Genomic DNA, 26,790 nt, shown 5'->3' with positions numbered 1-26,790 from the left:
TACACCACCTTATAGAGTCGGTCTTTTTCCGAGGAAATCCGTATTTCTTTGAAAAGCATGAGCGGCTTTTATTATTGAGGCCTCTCCCAAGGCTTTGCCCATTATCTGCATGCCTACAGGCAATCCTCCCGAGAACCCGCAGGGTATGGATATGGCAGGTATGCCCGCTATATTTACAGGTACGGTGCATATATCCGACATATACATTGCCAGCTGATCATCGGATCTTTCTCCTATCTTAAAAGCAGTGGTAGGAGATGTGGGAGATATCAAAATATCATATTTTTCGAAGGCTTTCTCAAAATCCTGCTTGATCAGCCTCCTGGCCTTCAATGCCTTGTTGTAGTAAGCATCATAGTATCCGGAGCTCAGGGTATATGTGCCCAGCATTATTCTAAGCTTTACCTCGTCTCCGAAGGCTTCGCTTCTGCTCTTGATATACAAATCATTCAAATCCTCATAATCCTTAGCTCTATAGCCGTATCTGACTCCGTCAAACCTTGCCAGATTAGAGGAGGCTTCCGCCGATGATGCTATATAGTATACCGGGAGAGCATACTCCGAATATGGCAGGCTGGTTTCCTCCACGTGAGCTCCAAGGCTTTCCATCACCTTGACCCCGTCCATCACCAGCTTCTTCACTTCCGGAGCTATGCCTTCGCCGAAATATTCCTTAGGCAAACCTATTTTCATTCCTTTTATTTCTTTGTTCAAAGCTTCCTTAAAATCCCCATGCTCTACCGCAAGAGAGGTCGAATCATTTTTATCATATCCATACAAATGATTCAGCACAATGGCACAATCTTCTACATCCTTGGTGAAGGGACCGATCTGGTCAAAGGATGAACCGAAAGCCACCAGGCCGTATCTTGATACAGCTCCGTAGGTAGGCTTAAATCCTACTATCCCGCATAGCGAAGCAGGCTGTCTTATGGAGCCCCCCGTGTCGGAGCCTAATGCGAAGAAAGCTTCTCCTGCTGCGACTGCTGCTGCAGATCCTCCGCTGGAGCCACCGGAAACTCTGTCCAAATTCCAGGGATTTTTGGTGGTTTTGAAAGCAGAATTCTCAGTAGAGCTGCCCATGGCAAACTCATCGAGATTTGTCTTCCCTATTAGAATTGCCCCTGCCTCTTTAAGCTTTTCATATACATGAGCATCAAAGGCCGGAGTATAGTTTTCCAGCATTTTTGATGCACAGGTGGTCTTTATGCCGTTTGTAGAGATATTATCCTTCAGGGCCATGGGTATGCCCGCTACATCTCCCAACGCTTCTCCACCGGCAAGCCTCTTGTCTATAGCCTCAGCAGCCTCATAGGCTTTATCCCTTGTCAAAGCTATATAAGCATCTACCTTATCATCTACGGCATCTATCCTGCCGTAGACGCTTTGCAGCACATCCTTGGCGCTTACCTCGCCGCTTCTTATCATATCCCTTATCTCATGCAGGGTCAGATTATGTAAATCCAATATTTTCACCTCTTCTGTATTATTTTGGAACGGGGAGGCGACAACCACTGAAAGACACGGAATTTTTCACTAAAGAACACGGATTGATTTTTCGTGAAGTTTCAGTGACCTTCCGTGGTTTCCGTCTCCTACTCTATTATTTTGCTGACTTTTATGCAGCCGTACATCTTTTCCGGAGCGTTGGCAAGCAAAGTTTCCCTGTTCATCGATTCTCCGACTTCATCTTCCCTCATCACATTGGTCATGCCGTTGACATTTATCAGAGGTTCAACCTCCTCAATATCCAGCTTGTTCAGCATGCTGACATAATCCAGGACCATGCTGAATTTTTCTCTCACCTTTTCCAGGTCCTCTTCTCTGAGCTTTAGCTTAGCCAGAGCTGCAACGTATTCCAAATCCTTTTTTTCTATCATATCATTCCCGCCTTTCAACCCATTCCTTGAAGGTTTCTTCATCTATTACAGTTATGCCCAATTCGTTGGCTTTTTGAAGCTTCGAGCCGGCATCTTCACCTGCCAGCACATAATCCGTCTTTTTGCTCACACTTCCCGAAACCTTGCCTCCAAAGCTTTCTATTATTTCTTTAGCTTTATCGCGGGTAAAGCTCGTCAAGGCTCCGGTGAGGACAAAGGTCTTGCCTTGAAAATTAGGATTTTCTATGATCTCCTTTTTCTCGGCCTCTGTATTTACTCCCAAGCACTTAAGCTTATCTATCAGAGCCAGGTTCTGATCCAGCTTGAAGAACGCCATTATGCTGTCTGCCATTTTGTCGCCGATTTCTTGTACGGATGTAAGTTCTTCGCAGCCTGCAGCCTTTATCCTGTCTATGCTGCCGAAGGCCTCTGCCAAAAGCTTAGACGCCCTTTGACCTATCATCCTTATCCCAAGAGCAAACAGCAGTCTTTCAAGCCCGTTCTCCTTTGATTTCTCAATAGCATTCAACAGATTGTCTACAGATTTCTCACCCATTCTCTCCACTTGTATCAGTTCATCTCTTCTACCCTTTAAAAGATATAGATCCCCTGCATCCTTGATAAAGCCTTTATCCAGGAGCATGGTTATTATCTGAGGCCCCAAACCGTCTATATTCATTGCATCCCTTGAGACGAAGTGGAATAACGACCGCTTGAGCTGAGCCGGGCAGGATGCATTGGTGCATCTTATAGCCGCTTCCCCCTCGATCCTCAATGCTTCGGAGCCGCATACAGGGCAATTTTTCGGCATTTCAAAGGCCTTCTCGCTTCCATGCCTCTCAGATTTTACCACTTCCACTATCTCAGGTATCACATCTCCTGCTTTTTGGAGTATTACCATATCACCTATCATGATGCCTTTTTCTTTAATAAAGTCTTCATTATGCAAGGTAGCTCTGCTTACAGTAGAACCGGCAATCCTGACCGGCTCAAGTTCAGCTGTGGGGGTAATAGCTCCTGTGCGTCCCACCTGAACTATTATGTTTTTCAGCCTGGTCATCTTCTTCTCCGGTGGGAATTTATAAGCCGTAGCCCATCTGGGAGTTTTTGTCGTGCTGCCTAAAATATCTCTATATTCCAGGTTGTTCACCTTGATCACCAAACCGTCTATCTCAAAGCTCAGACTCCCTCTCCTATCCGCCCATTCGGTGCATTTCCCATATATATCCTGCCAGCCTTTGCAGATGATCAAATAGGGGCTTATCTTGAATCCCACAGCCTTAAGGTACTCCATGGCCTCTATATGGGTCGCAAACTCCCTGCCCTCTATTCTTTCCAGGTTGAATACAAATATATCCAAGGGTCTTCTGGCAGTTATTGAAGTATCAAGCTGCCTCAAAGAACCTGCAGCAGCGTTTCTCGGATTAGCGAATAAAGGTTCTTCGGTTTCCTCCCTCAGGGCATTCAGCTTCTCAAAATCCTTTTTGGAAATAAACACCTCTCCCCTTACTTCCAGATCTACAGGTTCTTTGAGCTTCAGGGGTATGGATTTTATTGTCTTCAGGTTTGCAGTTATATCCTCGCCTCTGATACCGTCGCCTCTTGTGGCTCCGCGTACAAACAGCCCCTTTTCATAATTCAATACCACCGTAAGGCCGTCTATCTTCATCTCTACCACATATTCGGCTTCTTCCACGCCAAGGCCGCGTTTGACCCGGTTGTCAAAATCCCTTATATCCCCTTCATCAAACACATTCGAGAGGCTGAGCTTCTGGGTCCTGTGGAATACTTCCGTAAAGCCCTTCAGCACTTCTCCTCCAACCTTTTGGGTAGGCGAATCCGGTCTCAGATGCTCCGGGTGCTTTTTCTCCAGGTCAATAAGCTCTCTCATAAGAAGATCATATTCATAATCTCCTATTTCCGGATCGTCAAGCACATAGTATCTATAATTGTGATGATTAATAAGTTCAATGAGTTCGTCTATCCTGGCTTTTTCTTTATCCATACTTCTACTCCTTTCGGGTATTCCTCTTAGGTCAGCCACTAGCTTCTGGCTGCTAGCCTCTGGCATTAGGGCTGGGCTCTGGGGTCAAAGGTTACGGCGAACACTGAAAGACACGAATTTTTTCACGAAATTACACGGAGGAAAATGTAATTATTGTTTCTACATCACTCTCATAACTAGTCATTTTCTGAGCGTAGCTGTCATTGTTATGAAAGCCCAGCTTTGTTGTCATCCTGAGGGCTCTGCCCGAAGGATCTAATTTAAGATTCTTCAGTCGCTTTGCTCCTTCAGAATGACAGGAAATGTTTTCGTTTATCGTAGTGTGGGTACCACATGCTAATTCTGAGCATAACGAAGAATCTAATACTTTTGAGTCTAAGATCCTTCACTTCCGTTCGGGATGACGGTAACCATAACCCACCGTGCAAATCCATGATCCAATCCGTGAAATTTCCGTGTTCCCCGTCCCCCGTTTCTCCTGAGTTCTGAGCTCTGAATCCTGAGCCCTAAAATCACATCTTTATCATCAAATCCTTGGGAATTTCACGTAAAAATCTGGATTCCATTGTGTAGGAGCTGCTTCCATATATGGTCCTTTCAAAGGCAGAGCTGAGATAAAGCTTTTCCCTGGCTCTGGTGACTCCTACATACATAAGCCTTCGCTCTTCCTCAAGCTGATGCTCGTCGAAAAAGGCTCTCTGGGTGGGGAAAAGCCCTTCCTCCAGTCCGCAGATAAACACCACGGGAAATTCCAGGCCTTTGGCACTGTGGAGGGTCATCATAGTTATGCCTTCCCTTTCTTCCTTCAGCCCATCGATATCCGACATCAAAGCCATGTTCTCCAAAAATCCCTGGAGTGAACTGTCTTCATTTTTTTCCTCATACTCCAATGCAGCGGAAATCAATTCCTTTATATTCTTCCCTCTTTCCTGGTCTTCATCATCACCCTTTTCCAATACTTCCAGATATCCGCTTCTCATTATTACCTCATTTATCACTGCGGATGCGCTCTCTTTTTCTGCCACATCCATAAGCTCAGCTATAAGCCTTACAAAGTCCTTTATGCTGTTCTTTGCTTTTTTGCCTATGCCGTCAATGCTGTCGACAAAGAGAAGCGCCTCGTACAAAGAGTTCCCGGTGTCTCTGGCGTAAGCTTCCAGCAAATCCAGGGTAGCCTTGCCGATCCCCCTCTTGGGAACATTGATTATCCTTTTTATGCTTAGGTCCCCATCCGGGTCCTGTATTGCCCTTAAATATGCGATAACATCTTTGACTTCCATTCTATCGTAAAAGCGGTGGCCTCCCACAATCTTATACGGTATCCCTCTTGCCATACACATTTCCTCAATCACACGGGACTGGGAGTTAGTCCTGTATAGTATGGCAAAGCTCTTGAGATCCCTGTGCTCCTGAAAAGCCAGCCTATCTATTTCTCCGATGATAAAGTCGCCTTCGTCCCTTTCATCCATAGCCTTATAATAAACTATGGGCTTTCCCTCTCCATTCTCAGTCCAAAGCCTCTTGCTCTTCCTTCCGAAGTTTCTATCTATGACACTGTTGGCGGCATCCAATATTGTCTGGGTAGAGCGGTAATTCTGCTCTAATTTTATTACCTTTGCGTCCGGGAAATCCTTCTCAAAGTTTAAAATGTTCCCTATGTCGGCGCCCCTCCAGCTATAGATGCACTGGTCGTCATCGCCTACGACACATAGGTTCCTGTGGCTCTTTGCCAGCAGGTTCACGAGCATATATTGACAATAGTTGGTGTCCTGGTATTCATCCACCATGATATATTTGAACTTGTTCTGATAATACTGAAGCACATCAGGATTATTTTGAAAAAGCTCCACTGTCTTAAAAAGTATATCATCAAAATCCAGGGCATTATTTGCCATAAGCTTTTTCTGGTAGAGCGAGTATATATCAGCCACCTTCTTAAGCCTGAAGTCTCTTCCATATCTGTCCATGAACCTGCCGGGCGTCATGAGCTGATCCTTGGTTTTGGATATGGAGGACAGCATCTCCTTGGGCGGAAAATTCTTTTCATTATAGTTCAGCTCTTTCAGACATTCCTTGATGACCTTTACCTGATCATCCGTATCAAATATGATAAAATTCTTCTTATAACCATCAAGCTTTTCTACCTGCGTTCGCAAAATCCTGGCGCAGGCCGCGTGGAAAGTAGATACCCACATATCATAAGAGCCCTCAAGAAGGCTTTGGACTCTCTCCTTCATCTCCTTGGCGGCTTTGTTGGTAAAGGTAATGGCAAGAATGTTTGACGGGTACACGTTTTTTTCATTTATCAGATATGCGATTCTGTAAGTGAGCACCCTGGTCTTTCCCGATCCTGCACCGGCCAGTATCAGCAAAGGCCCCTCGGTATGCTCTACAGCCTCTCTTTGCTGTTTGTTCAAATTATCTAAAAGGTTTTCCATCATGACCTCCAAAATTTATTCTGCTGCATGTTTTATTCTTATATTTTATAACAACGGAAGTAATTGCACAAGCAATTACAGTACACCGTTTCAGCGAGTTGTTGGTTTCGTTATATTATACCTCACCGGTATCCAATTTTGGCATTGATCAAGAAAAAATACCAAAATTCTATAGCATAATCCTATATTTTATACAAAAAATATATTAAACTGTGATTCCACTGCAGTAATACATTTTTAGCAGTCTGTTGTGCTAACTGATAACGATTGCGAGAGCTCCGGCACTAAGACTTTGTAAGCTTACATAGGGCTGCGTCAAAACTCGCTTTGGCTCAAACAGTTGACGCAACTTTTCCTATACTTCGCTAACAAACTCTAAGCCCCTTCACATTGAACGAGACTTCATTCAGTGGGGTTTCAACTCCACTGAATGTTAGTCAAGTCCATACTGGACTTAGCCGCCCTTAGGCACACGCCGCCTATAGCGGTGTGGATCTTAGGGCGAGTTAGTTCAGTGCTGCACTCTTATATCAGTCAGACCAACAAATCAGATTAGAGTTTTGCAGTAAAATCAATTGTGAAACCCATTGAAAAGAGGTGTAACGGTGGATAAGGTTAAGAATACTGCTGAAAGAAATATGATCGATGAAAACATAATCGATGAAACTTATAACGGAGCTGATTATCCGATCGTTGAAAGGGAGTATAATGCATATTATTTCCCGGAGAACTATAATCCGGACAATATGGAAGCCCAAAGCGAGGCAATCGACAGCTGTGTGAAAGAGCGCTGCACGGTCAAGGTCTGGAAGGATGCAAAAACAAAATAGGAGGGGCTATCCCTCCTAAATCTTTTTTAACACTGCTATGACCAAAGCTGCAAGTATAAGCAATCCCCCGATCACTCCGCTGAAAACAATGGTTTCATTTAATACAAAATGTGCCATTATCAATGTAAAAAGAGGTTCGCCCAGAAACAATATCCCTGCGCTTTCGGGGCTGGCTATCTTCTGAGCCCTGGTCTGGCACAATGTGACCATGCCCGTGCACAAAACGCCTATTATAAGGATGGGAAGCAATGCCTCTTTGATGTAAGCCATGCTGAAGCCCTCGAAGAACACAACTGTCAATATGCTGAACACCGCTACAACCCCAAGCTGTATCAAGGTCAGCAGGGTATCTTCAATATATTTGCCATACTTGTCCAGAGCCAGAATATAGGCCGTGTATACCACAGACGAGCCGACAGCAAGCAAATCTCCGAAATTAAAGCCTCCTCCGTTTATCCCGGATATGAGGCTCATGCCTATCATTGACATTCCTACACTTATTATGGTCCATCTGGAAGGGGCGGCCTTCTTGATCATAGTATCCACTAAAGGTATGAACAATACCGATAGGGAAACCAGAAATCCGGATTTGGATGCGCTGGTGTACTTCAGGCATACCACACCGAAAGAATATGCTCCGAACACCAGAATACCTAAGGGTATACCGATCTTTAAATCCTGCTTTTTTATCCTCATGACATTTTTGGGCTGCAAAGCAAAAATAAAAAGAGTACCTATAACAAATCTCCCCATAAGGAGATGGTAAGGAGGGACTGCCCCTATATACATCTTTATCAATATCGTGCTCAAAGCCCAGCCGAAAGCAGTAAACAACAGTTCCGTATAGGCTCTGTATCTCTTTAACTCCAATGCTTTTGAATCCAGTTCCGCCATGTTATTATCTCCTACAAAATTATTCCTATTTGATTATATCAGAGAGATATAAAATTAACAATGGCCATTAGCTTCTACCCTGATAATACTGCAGACTTCATTGACAGCATCAAGGCTTTTTATGGATTCCAGAGCTTTGTTAAAGCTGCTCTCCTTTACCTTTGAGGTGATCCACACTATCTCCGCAGATTCACCTTCGGTTTTTTTCTGAAGCACGGACTCCAGGCTGACTCCAAAGCTGCCGAATACACCGGCAATCCTCCCCAGCACCCCGGGCTTATTCATGGCATTCAATCTTATATAAAAACTGGAGCTGCACTCTTCTGCAAAGACCTTATCGGCAAAGCAGCTGCAGTTTGGAAGCATTTTGTTTTCAGATGCAATCTGCCTGGCTATTTCCATTATATCCGATGCAACAGAGTTTCCTGTCGCCATCTGACCTGCTCCCGGCCCGTAAAACATGAGCTCCCCAACAGCCTCCGAGTTTACAAATACCGCATTATTGACACCGTTTACAGAAGCCAGCGGGTGCTCCATGGGGAGCATGACGGGGCTCACTTTTACCTCCAGGCCGCCCTCCGTCTCCTCTGCAATCCCAAGAAGCTTTATGGTCCACCCAAGCTCCTTTCCGCACTCTATATCCCTCTTGCCTACTTTAGATATCCCTTCTCTTCTAACCATATTTATATCAACCTTGCTATGAAAGCCTATAGAGGCAAGTATCGCCATCTTGTATGCCGCATCATAGCCCTCCACATCTGCCGTCGGATCGGCTTCTGCATAACCTCTGGCCTGGGCTTCCTTTAGTGCATCTTCATAGCTGCTGCACTCCTGGGCCATCTTGGTCAGTATATAATTGGTAGTGCCGTTTACAATTCCCATTATCCTTTCCACCTTATCGGTGCATAGAGATCTTTTGAAGGCTCTTATTATGGGTATGCCTCCGCAGACGCTTGCCTCAAAGCCTAAGCCGACGCCAGCGCTATCTGCCTTCTCCAGAATACTCCTTCCCTTTTTGGCCATAAGCTCTTTATTTGCAGTAACCACATGCTTGCCGTTATCCAAAGCCCTCATCATATAGGAATATGCAGGCTCCTGCCCTCCCATAAGCTCCACTGCTATATCTATTTCCGGATTATCAATTATGTCCTCCGGATTGGTAGTGAGCAAGCTTTCCGGTATTTCAACCGCTCTTCTCTTATGCCTGTCTCTCACAAAGACTTTCTCTACAACTATCTCCGCACCTGTCTGGTTTTTTACCATCTCCGAATTTTCTGTCAATACTTTGTAGGTGCCTGTCCCAACAACTCCGAATCCCATTATCCCTACCTTTATTTTTTCTTTTGTCATGCTTATCTCCTCCAATATCATCCGGGAGCTTATCACTGCTTATGTAAATCAGCGGTGCTTGACTGCCGGGTACATATGTTTTTAGTGTTATGTTTTCTATTCGCGTACATCTGTATACATATAATAAACATTGTACCAGCTTTTATCACAATTTGCAATATTATAAGGGCTATAAGCTTGTTTAAGCTTATAGCCCTTATAATATTTATCGTATCTATCAGAGCCGAGATAAAAGCGGCTTATGCTTCTATCTGCTATAGTCGTAGAAGCCCTTGCCAGTCTTTCTGCCCAGAAGATTTCCTCTTACCATCTTTCTGAGGAGAGGATGCGGTCTGTATTTGGAATCACCAAATTCGGTGTATAATACTTCCATAATGGCGAGGCATACATCATTGCCTATGAGGTCTGCAAGGGCCAGGGGCCCCATGGGATGGTTGGCTCCAAGCTTCATGGCCTCATCTATATCCTCAGCCTTTGCTACTCCCTCTGCCAATATGGCAACTGCTTCGTTTATCATAGGGATAAGTATTCTGTTTACTACAAAACCGGGAGCTTCTTCTACTTCAACAGGCTTTTTGCCTACCTGCTCGGCTAATTCAAATATTTTATCTCTGGTTTCTTGTGATGTAGCTATTCCCTTTATTACCTCTACCAGCTTCATCAAAGGCACCGGATTAAAAAAGTGCATTCCTATTACCTTGTCGGGTCTGCTTGTAGCACTGGCTATCTCAGTTATAGACAAGGACGAAGTATTTGTGGCCAAAATAGCTTCAGGCTTGCATATTTTATCCAGTTCTGCAAAAAGCTCCTTCTTTAGATGGAGCTCCTCCACTGCAGCTTCTATAACCAGGTCTGCATCCTTTGCATCGTCAAGATTTTGAGTCGGTTTGATAAAGGAAAGAATATTGTTCTTTTGCTCTTCTGTCATTTTGCCTTTTTGCACAAGCTTATCCAAGCCCTTAACAATGATCTTCATGCCCTTGCCCGGAGTTCTCTCTCTCATGCCGACTTCTATGCCAGCCTGAGCAAAGGTTTGCACTATGCCTGTACCCATAGTGCCGGATCCTAACACAAATACTTTCATATGATGCACCTCCATTAATTTTTAAAATCTGCTTTGCGCTTTTCTATAAAAGCCGTCATGCCTTCCTTCTGGTCTGTGTTTGCAAAACATAAGGCAAAAAGTTGGTTTTCTATGGCCACTCCTCCGTCAATATCTGTTTCAATGCCGCGATTTATGGCAGCCTTTGCATTTCTTACTGCGATCTGCCCTTTAGATGCTATTTTTTTAGCCATTTCAATTGCAGCCTGAAAAGATGTATTCGGCGGGACAACTTTATTGACGAGCCCAATTCTGTAAGCTTCTTCAGCGCCTATGATTTCGCCGGTAAAAATAATCTCCTTGGCTCTCTTCGTACCAACTATCCTTGGCAATCGCTGCGTGCCGCCGAAACCAGGGGTTATGCCCAAGCCCGTTTCAGGCTGACCAAATTTTGCCTGTTCACCTGCTATTATTATATCACATGCCATAGCAAGTTCACAGCCGCCCCCGAGAGCGTATCCGTTTACAGCTGCAATTACAGGTTTATTGATAATCTCGAGCTTTTTAAAAACCCGGGAGCCTAATTCTGCAAATTTCCTTGCTTCATCCGGAGTCATGTCTTTCATTTCCTCAATGTCTGCACCGGCTACAAAGGCTTTGCCTTCTCCGGTCAAGACTATTACATAAACTTCAGGATTTTTTTCCAGTTCATCCAGTACCGCATCCAATTCCAGAAGCACTTTGGTATTGAGAGCATTTAAGGCTTTAGGTCTGTTTATGGCAATAATCCCCACTCTTCCATCTTGAGTCAAAGACAGATTCTTAAATTCCATATGGTGCCCTCCTTTAATTTTGTTCCTTTAACTTCTTAACCTCTTCAATGAGCATGGGAACCACCTTGTAAAGATCGCCTACTATCCCATAGTCGGCAACAGAAAATATTGGTGCATCAGGATTTTTATTGATGGCTATTATGCAATCACTGCTTTGCATTCCGGCTAGATGCTGTATGGCTCCGGATATTCCGCAGGCAATATAGACCTTTGGTCTGACGGTTTTCCCCGTCTGTCCCACCTGATGATCATGAGATATCCAGCCGGCATCCACAGCCGCACGGGAGGAACCTACAACTCCGCCCAAAGCATCTGCCAGCTCTTTTATGAGCTTGAAGCCCTCAGGGTTTCCCAAGCCTCTTCCGCCCGAAACAATATACTGGGCTTCTATAAGATTGACTATTTGCTTGGCTGATTTTACTACCTCTTCTACATTGACTCTGATATCATCTTCATTAAGCTTGACCTTAACGCTTTCAACGATGCCTTTCCTGCTCTTATCCATCTCCAGCTTTTTCATGACCCCGGGCCTTACGGTAGCCATCTGGGGCCTATGCTTTGGAGTAACAATAGTAGCCATTATATTGCCTCCGAAAGCAGGCCTTGTCTGAAGAAGGATTCTCTGCTCTTCATCGATATCAAGCTTTGTGCAGTCTGCAGTCAAGCCTGTGTTCAGCCTTGCCGCAATCCTTGGCGCCAGGTCTCTTCCTATATTGGTAGCCCCTACGATCATAGCTTCCGGTCTTTTCTCATTGATGAGGTCTGCTATAACTTTAGTATAACCGTCAGTGGTATAATTTTGCAATAGGCGATGATTCGCATATATTACCCTATCTGCACCAAAGTGAATGAGCTCCTCGCATATGCCGTCGACCTCGTACCCCAGAAGCACAGCGGATAATTCCACACCCAGTTTATCTGCCAGCTTTCTGCCTTCCCCCAATAATTCAAGAGAAGTAAACATGAGCTTGCCCAGCCTCTGCTCCGCAAAAACCCAGACTCCCTTATATGCAGACAAGTCTATGCCTGTCTTTTTTTCTTCTCTTTCCACCAATATGGACTCAAATCTGCAGGAAGCTTCGCAGGCACCGCAATTGGTGCATTTATCATAATTGATAACAGCTTTGCCGTCTTCCATTTTTATGGCATCAAAGGGGCATGCCTTAAGACAAAGCCTGCATCCTCTGCATTTATCCTTTAATATTGTAACGCTCATCCTTTTCGCCTCCTCTATATTAAATGCTTTTCGCCGAGTTTGAAAAGCAGTTCACAGACCGTATCCCGTCCGCTTCCTTCCAGTACCATTCCCTGTCCCTTGGGGCTGGGAGTAAAGGTTTGTCTGACATTTGTAGGAGAGCTGTTAAGCCCGGTTTCATCGGAGCTTATATCAATATCCTTGGCATTCCATACCTCGACATTTTTTTCATTATATGCTTCAAATATTCCTCTTATACTGGAATATCTGGGCTGGTTCAGTTCCTTAATAGCGGTCAGCAAGCAGGGCATCTTTGTTGTAAGAACTTCGTAGCCATCCTCCAGAGCTCTGTGAGCTTTTACTACGCTGCCGTTTATCTCCAAATGGGTTACATAAGTTATTTGAGGTATACCCAAATCCTCAGCCAACTGAGGGCCTACCTGGGCTGTATCTCCGTCTATGGCCTGCCTTCCGCAGAAAATGATATCGTAGTCTTTGATCTTCTTGACTGCCGCAGTAAGAGTCTTGGCAGTTGCCCATGTATCCGAGCCTGCAAATGCTCTGTCTGATATCAATATAGCCCTGTCTGCGCCCATAGCAAGGGCTTCTCTTAATGCTACATCGGCTTGAGGAGGGCCCATAGTCAATACAGTAATATGGACATCCTTATATTTATCCTTCAGCTTCAATGCTTCTTCCAGGGCATTTTTGTCGTCATGGTTGATTATGCTTGGAACTCCTTCTCTAATGAGAGTGCCGGTTTTTGGATCTATCTTTACCTCATTGGTATCCGGGACTTGCTTTATGCAAACAACTATCTTCATCACATCGCACCTCCGTCTACTTAAGCAGGCTTGCAGCGATTACCATCTTCTGCACCTGTGAAGTACCTTCATATATTTCAGTTATCTTTGCGTCTCTCATCATTCTCTCAATAGGATAATCCTTGATGTAACCATAGCCGCCGTGTATCTGCACCGCATTGGTGGTCACTTCCATAGCTGTCTCCGCTGCATAAAGCTTTGCCATGGCTGCCTCAGTCGCGAAAGGCTGCTTCTTATCCTTTTTTACCGCTGCGTTATATACCAGGAATCTTGCAGCCTGAACCTTTGTCGCCATATCAGCATACATCCATTGAAGCCCCTGGAAGGCTGCCAAAGGCTTGCCGAACTGCTTTCTTTCCTTCATATATTTTGTACATTCATCCATAGCTCCCTGAGCTATGCCCAGGGCTTGAGCCGCTATACCGATCCTGCCTCCGTCCAGGGTCTGCATAGCTATTCCAAAGCCTTTGCCCTCCTGGCCGAGAAGATTTTCTTTCGGGACTTTACATTCTTCAAAGATAAGCTCTGAAGTGCTGGAACCTCTTATGCCCATTTTGTTTTCTATTTTGCCTATGGAGAAGCCCGAGAAATCCTTTTCTACTATGAAAGCGCTGATGCCCCTTGTCCCCTTTGATTTATCCGTCATTGCGAAAATTATATATATATCTGATTCTCCGCCATTCGTAATGAAAACCTTGCTGCCGTTCAATATATAATGGTCGCCGTCCAAAACAGCCGTGGTCTGCTGGGAAGCCGCATCAGTACCTGCGTTCGGTTCTGTAAGACCGAAAGCTCCCAGGTATCTGCCTTCTGCGAGGGGCTTCAAATATTTTTCTTTCTGTTCCTCAGTCCCAAACTGGTATATGGGATGTGCACCCAAGGAAGTATGGGCTGACAATATAACTCCTGTGGTTCCGCAAACCCTTGATAATTCTTCAACTGCAATTATATAGGATAAAGTATCTCCGCCGGCGCCGCCAAGCTCCTTTGGAAACGGTATGCCCATCATAGAATATCTGGCCATTTTATCTACCGTTTCTCTTGGGAATCTTCCTTCTTCATCAATCTCCGCAGCGATAGGCTTAACCTCTTTCTCTGCAAACTCATGCATGAGCTTTCTGACCATTTCCTGTTCTTTCGTCAGGTTAAAATTCATATCTTTACCTCCTCACAATATGCAAGCACTTTACAGCGCTGTTGAACGAGACTTCATTCAGCGGGGGTTGAATCCCCCGCTGAATGTTAGTCGAGTCCATACTGAACTTAGCCGCCCTTTGGCACCTATAGCCTTTATGAGGCGGGGGACTTAGGGCGGGTTAGTTCAGTGTTGAAAAGCAAGCGCTACATTGTTAATTTTTTAGCAAGTATTATGCCAAATATAGCTTATTTTCTCTAATCTCGGAGAATTCAATGCATTACAGCCATCGATTAAATTTCTCATCAATATTCCTTTTACAAAATTAGATAAAATTATGGCTCTTCTATAATTTTTTTCACGATAAGAAAGGACTATCGCCGAATTTACGGCATCAATCCTTTCATGATTTTCTGAAATTTGTTAAATTTTTCATAATTATCCTATTTACTTTTCGAAATAAATATGTATAGTCCTGTTAAAACAAGTATTTGACCGAAAATTTGCATCAAACCCGGTATTTCTCTCAAAAACAGAAACGCCAAAAATGTGGCACCTATCGGCTCAAGCAGGCTGCATATGGATACTGTATATGCCGGCACATATTTCAATGCCCAATTGAAAACAGTATGTCCCAATATGGTGCAAAAGAAAGCTAATGCAAAAAATATTGCATAGTTATTTGGAGAATACGGGTAAAGGGGAATGCCCATCAAAATGCATCCAAGCACTAAAAACAATGTGCAGCTTCCGTATACAATGAAGGTATAAGGCAAAAGCGTTATCCTTTTTCTCAATTCTCGCCCTATGAGCAAATAACCGGCTATAAATAAAGCTCCCGCCAGAGCCAGAAAATCACCCATTAATGCGGTGCCTCCTACTTTAAAGTCCGTTATTCCCACGAATGCACTGCCGACCACGGCGGTAAGCACACCTATGAGAGAGGCCCTGGTTATGCTCTCCTTGAAGAATATAAAGGAGCCCGCCACAACGAATATAGGAGACATCTGGACCAGAACCGTAGATGCCGATACAGTAGTCAGCTTGAGGGAAGTGATCCAGGTTGCAAAATGCAATGCGAGGAAAAAGCCGCTTGCGATTGCATACAGCATATCTCTGCCGCCGATTTTCGCCAATTCCTCCCTATGCTTCACAAGTACAACAGGGCCTATCATCAATAATGTAAACAGCATCCTATAGGCTGAGATTACCATAGCCGGTGCATCAGAATACCTGACAAAAATTGATGAGGTAGAAACGGATAATACCGCAAGGATAAGTATAATATATGGATTTGTGGCTTTTTGCCGATGTTCTTGCATATATAACTCTCCATTCTCTTATATTGGCTTTACCATCATCATTATATCACGGCATTGTATCTGAAGTATAGGTAAACAGCTGCTGGCTTCCAGCCCCTAGCCCCTGGCTTTGGGTATTCCTTACAATGATTTACCCTCTTTATCATCTTGATCTTCTATTTTGGCAATTGCTTTTGCCAATTGTTTTTTCCCGTTGATATTGCCTTGCCGAGAAATCATGATCCTTTGAGCCTGGGGAGACCCGGCCCCATGCATCGATTCGGTCCTGTACCCTACGGCGGCGGTTCCCAATGTTATATTTTCAATGAGTCTCAGTATTTTAAGCCTGTTTTCTACCGAAACACCCTTCACGCCTTGAAGATATTTTTCAATATATGAGCCTATCTTCGGATCTCTTAAGTCTTTTTCCGAAGGAGCCGTCACCATTAAGCCGCCTGCTATATCTTCAGCCAATCTTGCTATTTCATACGGAAATCTTGTTACGTTTTGCTTGCAAACATTAGCCAGGAGTAAGTCTATTATATAATTTCCGGACTCTGTTTTGCACCCTTGGGCCGAGCAGGCGATGCCGCAGCTGAATAAGGTTTCATTAAGATGAGTCATCTCTATCAGCTTATCCTTTATGTGAGATGCTTTTTGTGCTCCGTTATAATCGGCTATCAATGCTGCCGCGCCGATTAAAACATCACCAACACCTACTTTGCATCCTCCGTAGCTTTGTCTGTGATATCCTGCAAATCTTTCAACCATCATACCTGCAAATTCTGTTTCGCCGTTTAAGAATATCCTGTCATTCGGGACAAAGACATCATCAAATATCACTAATGCTTCCATTCCTCCAAATTCACTGTTCCCTACATCTATTCCGGACCCTTCAAGCTTTCTGGTATCGCATGACTGCCTTCCTATAATCATCAAGACACCTTCCGCGTCAACCGGAACAGAAAATGAAATCGCATAATCCTTATCTTCCGAAGACATCGCTATAGTAGGCATCACCAAAACCTCATGGGAATTGCATATTCCGGTTTGGTGCGCTTTAGCCCCTCTCACTACAACACCGTCGGCTCTTCTTTCAACTACACGCAGATATAAATCCGGATCTGCTTGTTTACCAGGTGATAATGACCTGTCACCCTTCGGGTCCGTCATCGCTCCGTCTACCGTCAAGTCATTTTGCTGAACATATTTTAAATATTCAACGAAGCTTTCAAAATACTTTGTTCCGTGAGCCTTATCTGTTTCATAAGCTGTGCTGTATACGGCATTAAATGCATCCATACCAACGCATCTTTGAAAGCATGATGCAGTTTTCTGGCCTAACAGCCTCTGCATCTTGACCTTTTTTATAAGGTCATCCGCGCTTTGGTGAATATGTGTAAATCTATTGATCTTTTCCCCTGTTATTGAAGACGTCGCAGTCATCAGCTCTTCATATTCCGGAATTTGTGCTAAATCATAAGTTGCTTTTACAGAATTCAATGATGGTCGAAGTATAGGATTATCCACAGAGCTTTCCACCTTTTCACCAAACATATAAATCTGCATTTTCATTTTTCTGATACTTTCTATATACTGTTCTCCAGTCATTAAAGCCATATTGCACCTCCAAAATATATATTACATGTTTTCTATTTGAGTCATTAAGTTTCTAATTTGTTCAGTTTGCACTCCGTTTGCTTGCAAAATCGGAGCAATACAATAGCCGTCCATCTCAATGCCATGAAGCTCCATTGCCTTTTTCATTATGCTTATAAAGGGCTTACCTATCGCATATAACTCAGAATATTTATTTACCTTCTTTTGAATTTCCGATATTTTTTCGGCATCAAATGTATTGATCGCATTTGCCCATTGAGAGAACATATCCGGGTACAGGTTGGCTAATCCGCCTATACAACCGGCTCCACCGCTTATAACATTAAGTGCAAAATATTCTTCAAACCCCGAAAACACCTTGAAATTCGGAAACTCTTCCATTACCGTCGATATAAGCTTCAATGTATGAGTCATATCTGTGACAGTATCCTTATAGCCAGTTATATTCTTATGTTTCTTTAGCAGTCTGTACGTGATTTCAGGGCTTACATCATGTCCGGTTCTATCCGGATAATTGTATATAAAGATATCTCCTTTAATTTGTGAGGCAACCTGATCATAGAAATATTCAATGCTTTCATCTGTCAAAGCAAAGTAGTACGGGCTAATGATCATCACTCCGTCAGCTCCGGCATTTAAAGCGTATTCTGATAACTTCACCGTATCTGCAACAGTCATGCAGCCCGTTCCGACATATAACTTAACCCTGTGTTCTATATGATTGACAGCTAGATCAATAAGCTCAAGCTTTTGTTTTTCTGTCATTGCAAAGAATTCTCCTGTACTGCCCATAAGTACGATTCCGTCAATTCCGCCATTTATCAGATGGTCATAGATATTTTTATTAGCTTGTACATCTATATTACCGCACGAATCAAAAGCTGTTACGGCAGGTGTAAAAAATAATGCTTTATTCATAACTTGTCTCCTTTCAATAAGAATATGTCAAGTTTCGTTGTTTAATTTTGATTGCACTGCAGTAACTCATTTTTAGCAGTCCTTGCCCCAGGGCATCTTCTCTTGCTCCTGCGGAGCAATTCACCTTAGTTGTTCTAACTGATAACGATTGCAGAGCTCCAGGACTAAGACTTTGTAAGCTTGCATAGGGTTGCGTCAAAACTCGCATGCAGCGTTTATCATTACTGTTAAGATTCAAGTTGAGTTATAAGATTTTCTGAATTTGACAGCATATAGGCTCAAACAGTTGACGCAACTTGTCCTATACTTCGCTAACAAACTCTAAGCCCCTTCACAATGCACTCTTATATTCAATTAGGACAACATGTTAAATTGATTCTGTTGCAGGTTCCAATCTGGCCATATCCACATATTTCTGATATCTGTACTTGGCATCGGCCTCTGCCTTTGCGAACAACTCATCAGCCTGTTCAGGGAACAGCTTGTAAAGTGATGCATATCTTACTTCACTCATTAAAAATTCCTTAAAGCTCTTAGCCGGTTCCTTGGAATCCAGAACAAACGGGTTCTTGCCCTGATCTTCAAGCTGTGGATTGTAGCGGTACAATGTCCAGTATCCTGACTCGACAGCTTCTTTTTCCTGCATCTGGGATTTTCCCATACCGACTTTTATTCCATGATTTATACAAGGTGAATAAGCAATAATCAGTGACGGACCCGGATAATTTTCTGCTTCAATTATTGCCTTGAGCGTTTGGTTCCTATCCGCGCCCATGGCTATTTGTGCCACGTATACATAGCCATAGCTCATTGCCATCATTCCTAAGTCTTTTTTCCTTGTTCTCTTTCCGCTTGCGGCAAATTCTGCAATTGCAGCTGTCGGTGTCGACTTGGATGATTGCCCCCCTGTATTGGAGTAAACTTCTGTATCAAAAACTAATACATTCACATTCTCTCCCGATGCCAATACATGGTCCAATCCGCCGTAACCGATGTCATAAGCCCATCCGTCACCGCCGAATATCCAATGAGACCTTTTAACAAGATAATCCTTGTTGTCATAAATCTCATTTAAAAGCTTATTGTTCCCTTTTTCCTCTTCAAGTGCCGCGATCAGTTTATCTGCACGCTCTCTGGTTCCGTCCGAATTGTCGAATCCGTCAAGCCATTCCTGCAATGCTTCTTTTGCTCTTTCGCCGGCGGCCTTTTCAATTGCTTCAACAACCTTTGACTTTGCAGCATTCCTGATTTTTTGCACACCCAGGTACATTCCAAAACCATACTCAGCATTATCCTCAAACAGAGAGAATCCCCATGAAGGGCCATGACCCTTATGATTTGTAGTATATGAGACCTGAGGTGAACCTCCCCAAACCGTCGAACATCCTGCTGCATTGGAAATCATCATCCTGTCACCGAACATCTGGGTAACTAATTTTGCATACGGAGTTTCACCGCAACCTGCACAAGCACCGGAGAATTCTAACAACGGTTTTTTAAATTGGCTTCCCTTAACAGTCTTTTCAAGATTTTTCGGTACATCCTTCGGAATTATATCCTTTGCAAAATTCCAATTCCTGATATATTGCTCTCTTTTTGAAGCTAATGGCTTCATTTCTATTGCTTTTTCTTTTGCCGGACATGTATTTACACAGCTGCCGCATCCCGTACAATCCTGAGCAGATATTGCCAGATGATATTTCATTTCTTTAAGTCCGGTTGCAGCAACGGCCTTGAATACTTCCGGAGCGCCTTTCATTTCTTCTTCTGTCAAAAGTGTCGGTCTTATAACAGCATGGGGACATACAAAAGAGCACTGGTTGCACTGTATGCATTTACTTGCATCCCATTGGGGAACCTCTATTGCTATTTCGCGTTTTTCCCATGCTGTCACACCCAGAGGGAATGACCCGTCCTCACGATTCAAGAATGCACTGACAGGAAGCTTGTCTCCCTCTTGCCGATTCATTGCAAATATGACTTTCTCCACAAATTCGGGTATTTCAGAATCTTTCTCAGCATTATTATCAACCGCAGCCTTCCATGATTCAGGAACATTCACTTTTTTCATGCTGTCGAATCCTTTGTCGATAGCAAGATAGTTCATATCTACTATATTCTGGCCTTTATTGCCATATGATTTTTCTACTTCTTTTTTCAGATATTTTGAAACATCCTCAACAGGTATGATTTGAGCAAGCTTGAAAAATGCAGCCTGCATTATCATGTTGATTTTTCCGCCGAGTCCGACTTCTTTGGCAATATCGACAGCATCTATTATATAAAATTCCACATCATTATCGGCTATGCTTCTTTTCATAGATGCAGGAAGCTGCTCTTCCAGTTCTTTCTCGCTCCAGATACAGTTCAGCAGGAACTTTCCGCCTTTTTTTATTCCTGACAGCAAATCGTACTTGTTAACATACGCCTGATTGTGGCATGCAATAAAATCTGCCCTGTTGATTGCATATGGTTCCTTAATCGGAGACTTTCCAAATCTAAGATGTGATATTGTAAGGCCTCCGGATTTCTTTGCATCATATTCAAAATATGCCTGTGCATAAAAATCCGTATTATCGCCTATTATTTTAATTGCAGATTTATTAGCACTCACAGTTCCGTCAGAGCCATAGCCCCAGAACTTGCATGCAATTGTTCCTTCTGGCGTTGTATCAATGCTTTCTTCAGCAAGAGGCAATGATTTATTTGTAACATCATCTACTATGCTTACAGTAAAATCATTTTTGGGACTATCTGATTTTAAGTTATTGAATACTGATAACGCATCATCAGGCTTGAAGTCCTTAGAACCTAATCCATATCTTCCGCCTACAATCAACGGGGCATTTTCAACATTATAGAATGCGTTTTTAACATCCAGATAAAGCGGTTCTCCATTTGCGCCGGGTTCTTTTGTTCTGTCAAGTACGGCAATTTTTTTAACTGTTTTCGGAATTTCATTTAACATAAAATCAGCCGCAAAAGGCCTGTAAAGATGAACTTCCAGAAGCCCTGCCTTTTCGCCTCTGCTGTTCAGGTAATCAACTACCTCGCTTATTGTTTCACAGCCGGAACCCATTGCTATAATTATGTTTTCAGCATCTTCAGCTCCATAATAGTTAAACAGTCTGTAGTTCCTGCCCGTAAGCTTGTTGATTTCATCCATGTAGGACTGTACAACTTCCGGAACTGCATCATGGAATTTATTTACAGATTCTCTCAATTGGAAGAACACGTCAGGATTTTGTGTTGTTCCCCGCAGTACAGGATGGTTTGGGCTGAGAGCGTTGTTTCTGAACGCTTTCAATGCTTCAAAATCTACAAGCTTTTCTAATTCATCGTATTCCAGCATTTCTATCTTTTGTACTTCATGGGATGTCCTGAAGCCGTCAAAGAAGTGAAGAACAGGAAGCCTTGACTTTATTGCACTTAAATGTGCCACTGCCCCTAAATCCATTGCCTGTTGAACGCTGCTTGATGCTAACAAAGTGAATCCTGTTTGTCTGGTTGACATGACATCCTGATGGTCTCCAAAAATGCTGAGAGAGTTAGATGCCAGGGATCTCGCGCTTACATGAAATACCGCCGGTAATAATTCCCCTGCTATTTTATACATGTTTGGTATCATCAACAATAACCCTTGTGAAGCTGTATATGTGGTAGTAAGGGCTCCTGACTGCAATGCTCCATGCAAGGTACCTGCAGCACCGCCTTCGGACTGCATTTCCTTAACGAAGACAGTCTCCCCAAAGATATTCTTTTTCCCTTTGGATGACCAATCATCTACCAAGCCGGCCATCGGTGATGACGGTGTTATGGGATATATTGCGGCAACATCTGTAAATGCATAAGATGCATACGCCGCGGCTGTATTTCCATCCATTGTTTGAGTCCTGCGTTTTGTCATTTCGCACATTCATTCCTTTCATTCAAGTTATAAACCTACTACGTTTACATAATTATCGCTTAAGGTTTAAAATATTAATATTTCTTCCTTACATGTTCTCCTATTCTTCTGACTGCTTCTTTTAAATTTTCATCCGAGTTGGCAAAAACAATACGCAAATAGCCTTCACCCATGCTTCCAAATGCAGAACCAGGTACTGCAACCACTCCAGCCTCTCTTACAAGCTCTTCGGCAAATTCCTGAGAACTTTTACCAAAGGATTTTATATTTGGGAATGCGTAAAAACTTCCCGGCGATTTCTTACAGCTTATTCCCGGTATATTATTCAATCCGTCTATTACAATATCACGTCGCCTTGCATAATCTTTCACCATTTGTCTGACTGAATCCTGCGGACCGGACAGTGCCTCTATAGCTGCTTTCTGAGTAAATGTAGGTATACATGATACAATTCCTTCCTGCAGTTTCGGCATATTAGATATAATATTTTTGCTGCCCACAACATACCCAACTCTCCAGCCTGTCATGGCATGAGATTTTGAAAAGCTGTTAATTATCAGGACTCTATCTCTTACTTCAGGTATCTGAGCCATACTGAAATATTTTATGTTGTCGAAGATTATCTGGTCATATACTTCGTCAGAATAGACTAATAAATCGTATTTTTCAGCTATTTTTGCAATTTTAACTATTTCTTCCTTACTTATTACAGAACCTAAAGGATTGCTGGGCGAATTTAACAGAATAGCTTTTGTTTTTGGAGTTATTGCCTTTTCTATGTCTTCAGCCTTTATGTTAAAGTCATTTTCTTCATATACAGGAACGCTTACAGGTTTGGCTCCAAAAATCATAATTTGGCCGAAATAATTCGGAAAACACGGATCAGGAACAATAACCTCATCTCCCGGATTCACAGTTGCAAGCAAGCATAATGAAATTGCTTCCATCCCACCTACTGTTACCATCACATTCTCATAAGTATAATCCTTTGAATACTTACTATATCTATTGGCGATAGCTTCTCTTAACTCCTTTAAACCGGCATTTGGGGCATAATGTGTAAACCCTTCATCAATAGCCTTTTTGGCTGCCTCTTTAATATTCGCCGGGGTATCGAAGTTTGGTTCGCCAACCGTTAGCTTGATTACATCATCATACTGTTCAGCTAAATCAAACATTTTCCTAATACCCGAAGCAGGATACCGCATTGCAATTTGTGATAAATAATTCATTATTTATACCTCCTCTTTTAATTTATCAATATATTTTTTTATTATAGCTTTACTTTTCGTAATCATATTAAATTACTAAGTTCTACATTGATATCTATAATCTTAATCACCTTTCCATTTTTAATATATTTTTTGGGAAGCCTTTTATCTATAGAAATAATCAATTCATAATCATCAATACCTAGTAAATCAGCTACCTCTTTAATACTTATGATATTACCAGCATCTTCTCCGATTAATGTAGCTACATCCCCCATTTTAACATCAATTCCAGTCACATCCACCATTAATTGGTCCATGCACACACTTCCTACAATAGGGGCTTTTATTCCTTTAATCAATACATAACCTTTATTTTTTAATTTTCTAATTGCAAGGTCTGCATATCCGATTGGTAATGTTGCTATCTTGGTCCTTTTTTTAGTAATATAAGTCAAATCATAGCCAATTCCCTCACCAGGCTCTACCTCTTTTACCTGTGCAACTTCGGCTCTTATTGATAATGCATCTTTAAGTCTAACTCTCTCCGTTTTTATATCATAGGAACTATATGTTCCATATACCATACTTCCAAATCTAACCATATCCTGATGCAACTCCGGGGAATCTAAAATTATTCCGGTATTAGATATGTGTTTTATGGGAATCATAACACCTTTTTTTTCCAGTTTCTCAATAAATTGTTTATATCTCTTAAATTGTTTATATACATACTCCTTATTTTTCATATCCGAAGTTGCAAAGTGAGTAAAGATCCCTTCAACATTAATGTTTGATAATTTCGTTATGTCTTTTATAATATCTACACTTTCATCATTACATTTTTGGTACAATTGTCATTTCATCCGCCATACCTTCCATTATTACTTTTCCATAATACAGCTTATCTTTTACAAAGAAAAATGTAATCATTATTCCCATAATAGCACCTATCCACATTCCTTTTTCTGATGCTGATTTTAGTATGGAAATATAAATTACTGTAATAAAGAAAATCAGAAAAGGTAGTAGTGAAACTATTTCGCCACCATAAAATTCCATTTTTTTTGTGTTCTCGTTCATTAAATTTCCTCCTCATTCAATATAAAATTAGGCACTTGCTAAATGCCCCAACCCATCTACTTTGTTGGGTTGCATATTATTATATAAATTTCTCTCCTGCTATGGCAACGCAATCACCGGAAAAACAAAGCTACAACAGGAAGAAACTTATAACGATAAAAATGTTTTCAGCATTCATTTTTTAATACTTTCTTATGTAATATTCCTCCCCAATTATTAAAACCATTTTTCATACTCTTTTATATTAATGGTGAAGCAAGGCTCATGCCAAAATATAAAAAAAATGATATATGACTAAAGGTGTTGAAATTTAACCTTTACTCATATATCATCAAAATACTGATATTTTGAAAATGTTGCACTTATGCAACTTTTTTATTTGCTGTAAAATCAATTGTCAAATTATAACCGATTTATAAAGGATGGCACTAGTCCAATATGTTTGTTGTAATTTTGCAACATTTTGCTGCATTTATGCAACTAATTTTTAATGCCACTATACTTTTTTCTTTTTCTCACAAATGTGGATGCATCTATCCCCAATTCCCTAGCAGCATCTCTGACATTTCCGTGTTTTTCATATGCCTTGAAAATCAAGTCTCTTTCTATCTTTTCCAGGGCATCGGACAGCTTCGGAATATTATTATTTTCTACATAGGCTTTATCTTCATTTATATTACTTGTCAAATAAGCCGGAAGATTCATCTTTGTAATAGTATCATCCACCGTTGTCACAACCAGCATCTCAATTAAATTGGAAAGCTCCCTGACGTTGCCCGGCCAATTGTATTCATAAAAATATTTCAAAGTTTCTTTCGAAATCGTTTTTTCCATGTTGTATTTTTCATTATAAGCTCTAAAAAAATGTTCCGCCAATGGAATTATGCTGCTTTTTCTTTCTCTTAAAGGTGCCACATTAAGGGGTACCACATTCAGCCGATAGAATAAATCTTCACGGAACAGCCCTTTTTCAACCATTTCCTTCAGGTTCTTATTTGTTGATGCGATTATTCTGACATCAACCTTTATGGTATCATTGCTGCCTATCCTTTCAAATTGGCCGTCCTGAAGCACTCTTAAAAGCTTTACCTGCATGTTTAAAGGCAATTCACCGATTTCATCGAGAAGCAAAGTCCCGTTGTTGGCTGCTTCAAAAATCCCCATCTTGCCGCCTTTGGCCGCTCCCGTAAATGAGCCCTCCGCATAACCGAAAAATTCAGATTCAATCAGGTTTTCAGGAATAGCTCCGCAATTAATCTTAATAAATGGCATATCTTTTCTTAGACTGTTATTGTAGATATATTTTGCCAACACTTCTTTGCCCGTACCGGTCTCACCACTTATCAGGACTGTCGTATCTACCTTAGCGACACGTTTTGCCAGCAAAAGCAAATTCAGCATGTTTTCATCTTCTGCTATTATATATTTATTGCTCGCAATCTGCAGCTTTAGTTCTTCAATTATGCCTCTGTACTTAATATTTTCATTTTTACTTTCTTTAATCTTTTCCTGCAATTCTTTAAGCTCGGTAATATCTCTGACATTGGATACCACCATTTTTATTTCACCATCATCATCAAAAAATGGTGTGCTGGTGACCAATGCGCTTTTTCCTGTATTAAAATACTGATATACCGTTTTGGATTTCTTGTTCTTTAAAACCCAAAGGGATGTAACCTCCGACATAATACCGTCTTTCTCAAACTCCGCCATATTGCGCCCAATAAGCTCATCCCGCCTTAATCCTGTAATTCTTTCATAGCTTTTATTGACCAATATTGTATTAGCGTCTTTGTCAGTTACATAAATTCCATCAAAGGATGTTTCTATTATCATTTCTAGTTTGTTAATATAATTTTCATCTTTTATAGGTTCTTTAATATTCATAAAAATTTCCGTATAATGAAAATTTCATTACCCTTTCTAAATGATAATCATTAAAAATTATATCACATATATATTTAAAAACAAAGGCACGCTATACTCTGGCTTTGGGCATAAGCCTAGAACTCAGGATTCAGAGCTCAGAACTTAGGAATGTTAGGGTATTCCTAACGGGTTATGGGGACGGGGAACGGAAACCACGGATTAACACGGAAGCCTCACGGATTTTTCACGGAGGAGTATTTATTTTATCACTACTGCAGTGAAACAGAATAAGCATATGTGCAGTTCACAAAGGTATTGATTTTGATAACCGCAAGGGTCACAGGCAACTCTAAAGCTCACATCCTATCCTAAGAAAAATCTAGCGCCGCCCAAGGCATCCAGGACATGGAGGTCCTTTGGGTGCCGTTAGGCTTTTTGTGAGATTAAGCTCTAGA

20 protein-coding genes are annotated in these 26,790 nt (G+C 42.0%); 1 reads left to right on the top strand and 19 read right to left on the bottom strand.

Going from position 1 to position 26,790, the window contains the following annotated elements:
- Window positions 1-9 precede the first annotated feature (9 nt).
- The 4 genes from gatA to pcrA form a co-directional block, all read right to left on the bottom strand.
- Window positions 10-1,467 carry an Asp-tRNA(Asn)/Glu-tRNA(Gln) amidotransferase subunit GatA gene (gene gatA / locus LJD61_RS04245; protein ID WP_255226267.1) on the bottom strand — a complete coding sequence of 486 codons (1,458 nt, stop codon included), beginning with the start codon at window positions 1,465-1,467 and terminating at the stop codon, window positions 10-12.
- Between the two features lie 128 nt (window positions 1,468-1,595).
- A complete protein-coding gene (gene gatC / locus LJD61_RS04240; RefSeq protein ID WP_255226266.1) occupies window positions 1,596-1,880 on the bottom strand; it encodes an Asp-tRNA(Asn)/Glu-tRNA(Gln) amidotransferase subunit GatC in 285 nt (94 codons plus the stop codon).
- Window position 1,881: 1 nt separating this feature from the next.
- The gene (gene ligA / locus LJD61_RS04235) at window positions 1,882-3,885 is read right to left on the bottom strand and encodes an NAD-dependent DNA ligase LigA (RefSeq protein WP_255226265.1); all 2,004 of its coding nucleotides are present in this window, start codon (window positions 3,883-3,885) and stop codon (window positions 1,882-1,884) included.
- 512 nt (window positions 3,886-4,397) lie between these two features.
- On the bottom strand, window positions 4,398-6,323 hold the full coding sequence (gene pcrA, locus LJD61_RS04230; protein WP_255226264.1) for a DNA helicase PcrA: 1,926 nt from the start codon (window positions 6,321-6,323) through the stop codon (window positions 4,398-4,400).
- A 605-nt stretch (window positions 6,324-6,928) separates the two neighbouring features.
- Between pcrA and LJD61_RS04225 the strand changes: the two genes are divergently transcribed.
- Window positions 6,929-7,153 (top strand): hypothetical protein, encoded by a 225-nt coding sequence (locus tag LJD61_RS04225; RefSeq protein ID WP_255226263.1) that lies wholly within the window; start codon window positions 6,929-6,931, stop codon window positions 7,151-7,153.
- A 15-nt stretch (window positions 7,154-7,168) separates the two neighbouring features.
- On the opposite strand, the gene LJD61_RS04220 is transcribed toward LJD61_RS04225, so the two are convergent.
- From LJD61_RS04220 to LJD61_RS04150, 15 genes are all read right to left on the bottom strand, one after another.
- Entirely contained in the window at window positions 7,169-8,047 is an 879-nt protein-coding gene (locus tag LJD61_RS04220; protein ID WP_255226262.1) for a DMT family transporter, read from the bottom strand.
- A 54-nt stretch (window positions 8,048-8,101) separates the two neighbouring features.
- Window positions 8,102-9,397 carry a homoserine dehydrogenase gene (locus LJD61_RS04215; RefSeq protein ID WP_255226261.1) on the bottom strand — a complete coding sequence of 432 codons (1,296 nt, stop codon included), beginning with the start codon at window positions 9,395-9,397 and terminating at the stop codon, window positions 8,102-8,104.
- A gap of 247 nt (window positions 9,398-9,644) precedes the next feature.
- On the bottom strand, window positions 9,645-10,481 hold the full coding sequence (locus tag LJD61_RS04210; RefSeq protein WP_255226260.1) for a 3-hydroxybutyryl-CoA dehydrogenase: 837 nt from the start codon (window positions 10,479-10,481) through the stop codon (window positions 9,645-9,647).
- 14 nt (window positions 10,482-10,495) lie between these two features.
- Window positions 10,496-11,272: a short-chain-enoyl-CoA hydratase gene (locus LJD61_RS04205; RefSeq protein WP_255226259.1), complete on the bottom strand. Its 777-nt coding sequence runs from the start codon at window positions 11,270-11,272 to the stop codon at window positions 10,496-10,498.
- A 13-nt stretch (window positions 11,273-11,285) separates the two neighbouring features.
- Window positions 11,286-12,488 (bottom strand): electron transfer flavoprotein subunit alpha, encoded by a 1,203-nt coding sequence (locus LJD61_RS04200; RefSeq protein ID WP_255226258.1) that lies wholly within the window; start codon window positions 12,486-12,488, stop codon window positions 11,286-11,288.
- A gap of 14 nt (window positions 12,489-12,502) precedes the next feature.
- Window positions 12,503-13,291 carry an electron transfer flavoprotein subunit beta/FixA family protein gene (locus tag LJD61_RS04195; RefSeq protein WP_255226257.1) on the bottom strand — a complete coding sequence of 263 codons (789 nt, stop codon included), beginning with the start codon at window positions 13,289-13,291 and terminating at the stop codon, window positions 12,503-12,505.
- A 16-nt stretch (window positions 13,292-13,307) separates the two neighbouring features.
- Window positions 13,308-14,447 carry an acyl-CoA dehydrogenase gene (locus LJD61_RS04190; protein ID WP_255226256.1) on the bottom strand — a complete coding sequence of 380 codons (1,140 nt, stop codon included), beginning with the start codon at window positions 14,445-14,447 and terminating at the stop codon, window positions 13,308-13,310.
- Window positions 14,448-14,869: 422 nt separating this feature from the next.
- On the bottom strand, window positions 14,870-15,748 hold the full coding sequence (locus LJD61_RS04185) for a DMT family transporter (protein WP_255226255.1): 879 nt from the start codon (window positions 15,746-15,748) through the stop codon (window positions 14,870-14,872).
- A gap of 120 nt (window positions 15,749-15,868) precedes the next feature.
- On the bottom strand, window positions 15,869-17,347 hold the full coding sequence (locus LJD61_RS04180) for a 4-hydroxyphenylacetate 3-hydroxylase family protein (RefSeq protein WP_255226254.1): 1,479 nt from the start codon (window positions 17,345-17,347) through the stop codon (window positions 15,869-15,871).
- Between the two features lie 21 nt (window positions 17,348-17,368).
- The gene (locus LJD61_RS04175; RefSeq protein WP_255226253.1) at window positions 17,369-18,265 is read right to left on the bottom strand and encodes a dihydrodipicolinate synthase family protein; all 897 of its coding nucleotides are present in this window, start codon (window positions 18,263-18,265) and stop codon (window positions 17,369-17,371) included.
- A gap of 367 nt (window positions 18,266-18,632) precedes the next feature.
- Entirely contained in the window at window positions 18,633-22,172 is a 3,540-nt protein-coding gene (nifJ, locus tag LJD61_RS04170; protein ID WP_255226422.1) for a pyruvate:ferredoxin (flavodoxin) oxidoreductase, read from the bottom strand.
- Between the two features lie 74 nt (window positions 22,173-22,246).
- Entirely contained in the window at window positions 22,247-23,404 is a 1,158-nt protein-coding gene (locus LJD61_RS04165) for a pyridoxal phosphate-dependent aminotransferase (RefSeq protein WP_255226252.1), read from the bottom strand.
- Between the two features lie 62 nt (window positions 23,405-23,466).
- Entirely contained in the window at window positions 23,467-24,237 is a 771-nt protein-coding gene (gene alr / locus LJD61_RS04160; protein ID WP_255226251.1) for an alanine racemase, read from the bottom strand.
- Window positions 24,221-24,466, bottom strand: a complete 246-nt coding sequence (locus LJD61_RS04155; RefSeq protein ID WP_255226250.1) for a hypothetical protein — start codon at window positions 24,464-24,466, stop codon at window positions 24,221-24,223. Before LJD61_RS04155 ends, alr begins: the two co-directional genes overlap by 17 nt.
- 480 nt (window positions 24,467-24,946) lie before the next feature.
- Entirely contained in the window at window positions 24,947-26,353 is a 1,407-nt protein-coding gene (locus LJD61_RS04150; protein WP_255226249.1) for a sigma-54 interaction domain-containing protein, read from the bottom strand.
- Window positions 26,354-26,790: the final 437 nt, after the last annotated feature.

It is taken from the genome of Lutispora saccharofermentans, assembly GCF_024363565.1.
In the GTDB taxonomy this organism is placed as follows: domain Bacteria; phylum Bacillota; class Clostridia; order Lutisporales; family Lutisporaceae; genus Lutispora; species Lutispora saccharofermentans.
The sequence above is the reverse complement of the archived record's forward strand: the minus strand, read 5'-3'. Positions and strand labels throughout refer to the sequence as shown.

Excerpts from the sequence above, each read along its gene's own strand:
- gatC (WP_255226266.1), bottom strand. The coding sequence starts at position 1,880 with ATGATAGAAAAAAAGGATTTGGAATACGTTGCAGCTCTGGCTAAGCTA.
- ligA (WP_255226265.1), bottom strand. The coding sequence starts at position 3,885 with ATGGATAAAGAAAAAGCCAGGATAGACGAACTCATTGAACTTATTAAT.
- pcrA (WP_255226264.1), bottom strand. The coding sequence starts at position 6,323 with ATGGAAAACCTTTTAGATAATTTGAACAAACAGCAAAGAGAGGCTGTA.
- LJD61_RS04220 (WP_255226262.1), bottom strand. The coding sequence starts at position 8,047 with ATGGCGGAACTGGATTCAAAAGCATTGGAGTTAAAGAGATACAGAGCC.
- LJD61_RS04215 (WP_255226261.1), bottom strand. The coding sequence starts at position 9,397 with ATGACAAAAGAAAAAATAAAGGTAGGGATAATGGGATTCGGAGTTGTT.
- LJD61_RS04210 (WP_255226260.1), bottom strand. The coding sequence starts at position 10,481 with ATGAAAGTATTTGTGTTAGGATCCGGCACTATGGGTACAGGCATAGTG.
- LJD61_RS04205 (WP_255226259.1), bottom strand. The coding sequence starts at position 11,272 with ATGGAATTTAAGAATCTGTCTTTGACTCAAGATGGAAGAGTGGGGATT.
- LJD61_RS04200 (WP_255226258.1), bottom strand. The coding sequence starts at position 12,488 with ATGAGCGTTACAATATTAAAGGATAAATGCAGAGGATGCAGGCTTTGT.
- LJD61_RS04195 (WP_255226257.1), bottom strand. The coding sequence starts at position 13,291 with ATGAAGATAGTTGTTTGCATAAAGCAAGTCCCGGATACCAATGAGGTA.
- LJD61_RS04190 (WP_255226256.1), bottom strand. The coding sequence starts at position 14,447 with ATGAATTTTAACCTGACGAAAGAACAGGAAATGGTCAGAAAGCTCATG.
- LJD61_RS04185 (WP_255226255.1), bottom strand. The coding sequence starts at position 15,748 with ATGCAAGAACATCGGCAAAAAGCCACAAATCCATATATTATACTTATC.
- LJD61_RS04180 (WP_255226254.1), bottom strand. The coding sequence starts at position 17,347 with ATGGCTTTAATGACTGGAGAACAGTATATAGAAAGTATCAGAAAAATG.
- LJD61_RS04175 (WP_255226253.1), bottom strand. The coding sequence starts at position 18,265 with ATGAATAAAGCATTATTTTTTACACCTGCCGTAACAGCTTTTGATTCG.
- nifJ (WP_255226422.1), bottom strand. The coding sequence starts at position 22,172 with ATGACAAAACGCAGGACTCAAACAATGGATGGAAATACAGCCGCGGCG.
- LJD61_RS04165 (WP_255226252.1), bottom strand. The coding sequence starts at position 23,404 with ATGAATTATTTATCACAAATTGCAATGCGGTATCCTGCTTCGGGTATT.
- LJD61_RS04155 (WP_255226250.1), bottom strand. The coding sequence starts at position 24,466 with ATGAACGAGAACACAAAAAAAATGGAATTTTATGGTGGCGAAATAGTT.
- LJD61_RS04150 (WP_255226249.1), bottom strand. The coding sequence starts at position 26,353 with ATGAATATTAAAGAACCTATAAAAGATGAAAATTATATTAACAAACTA.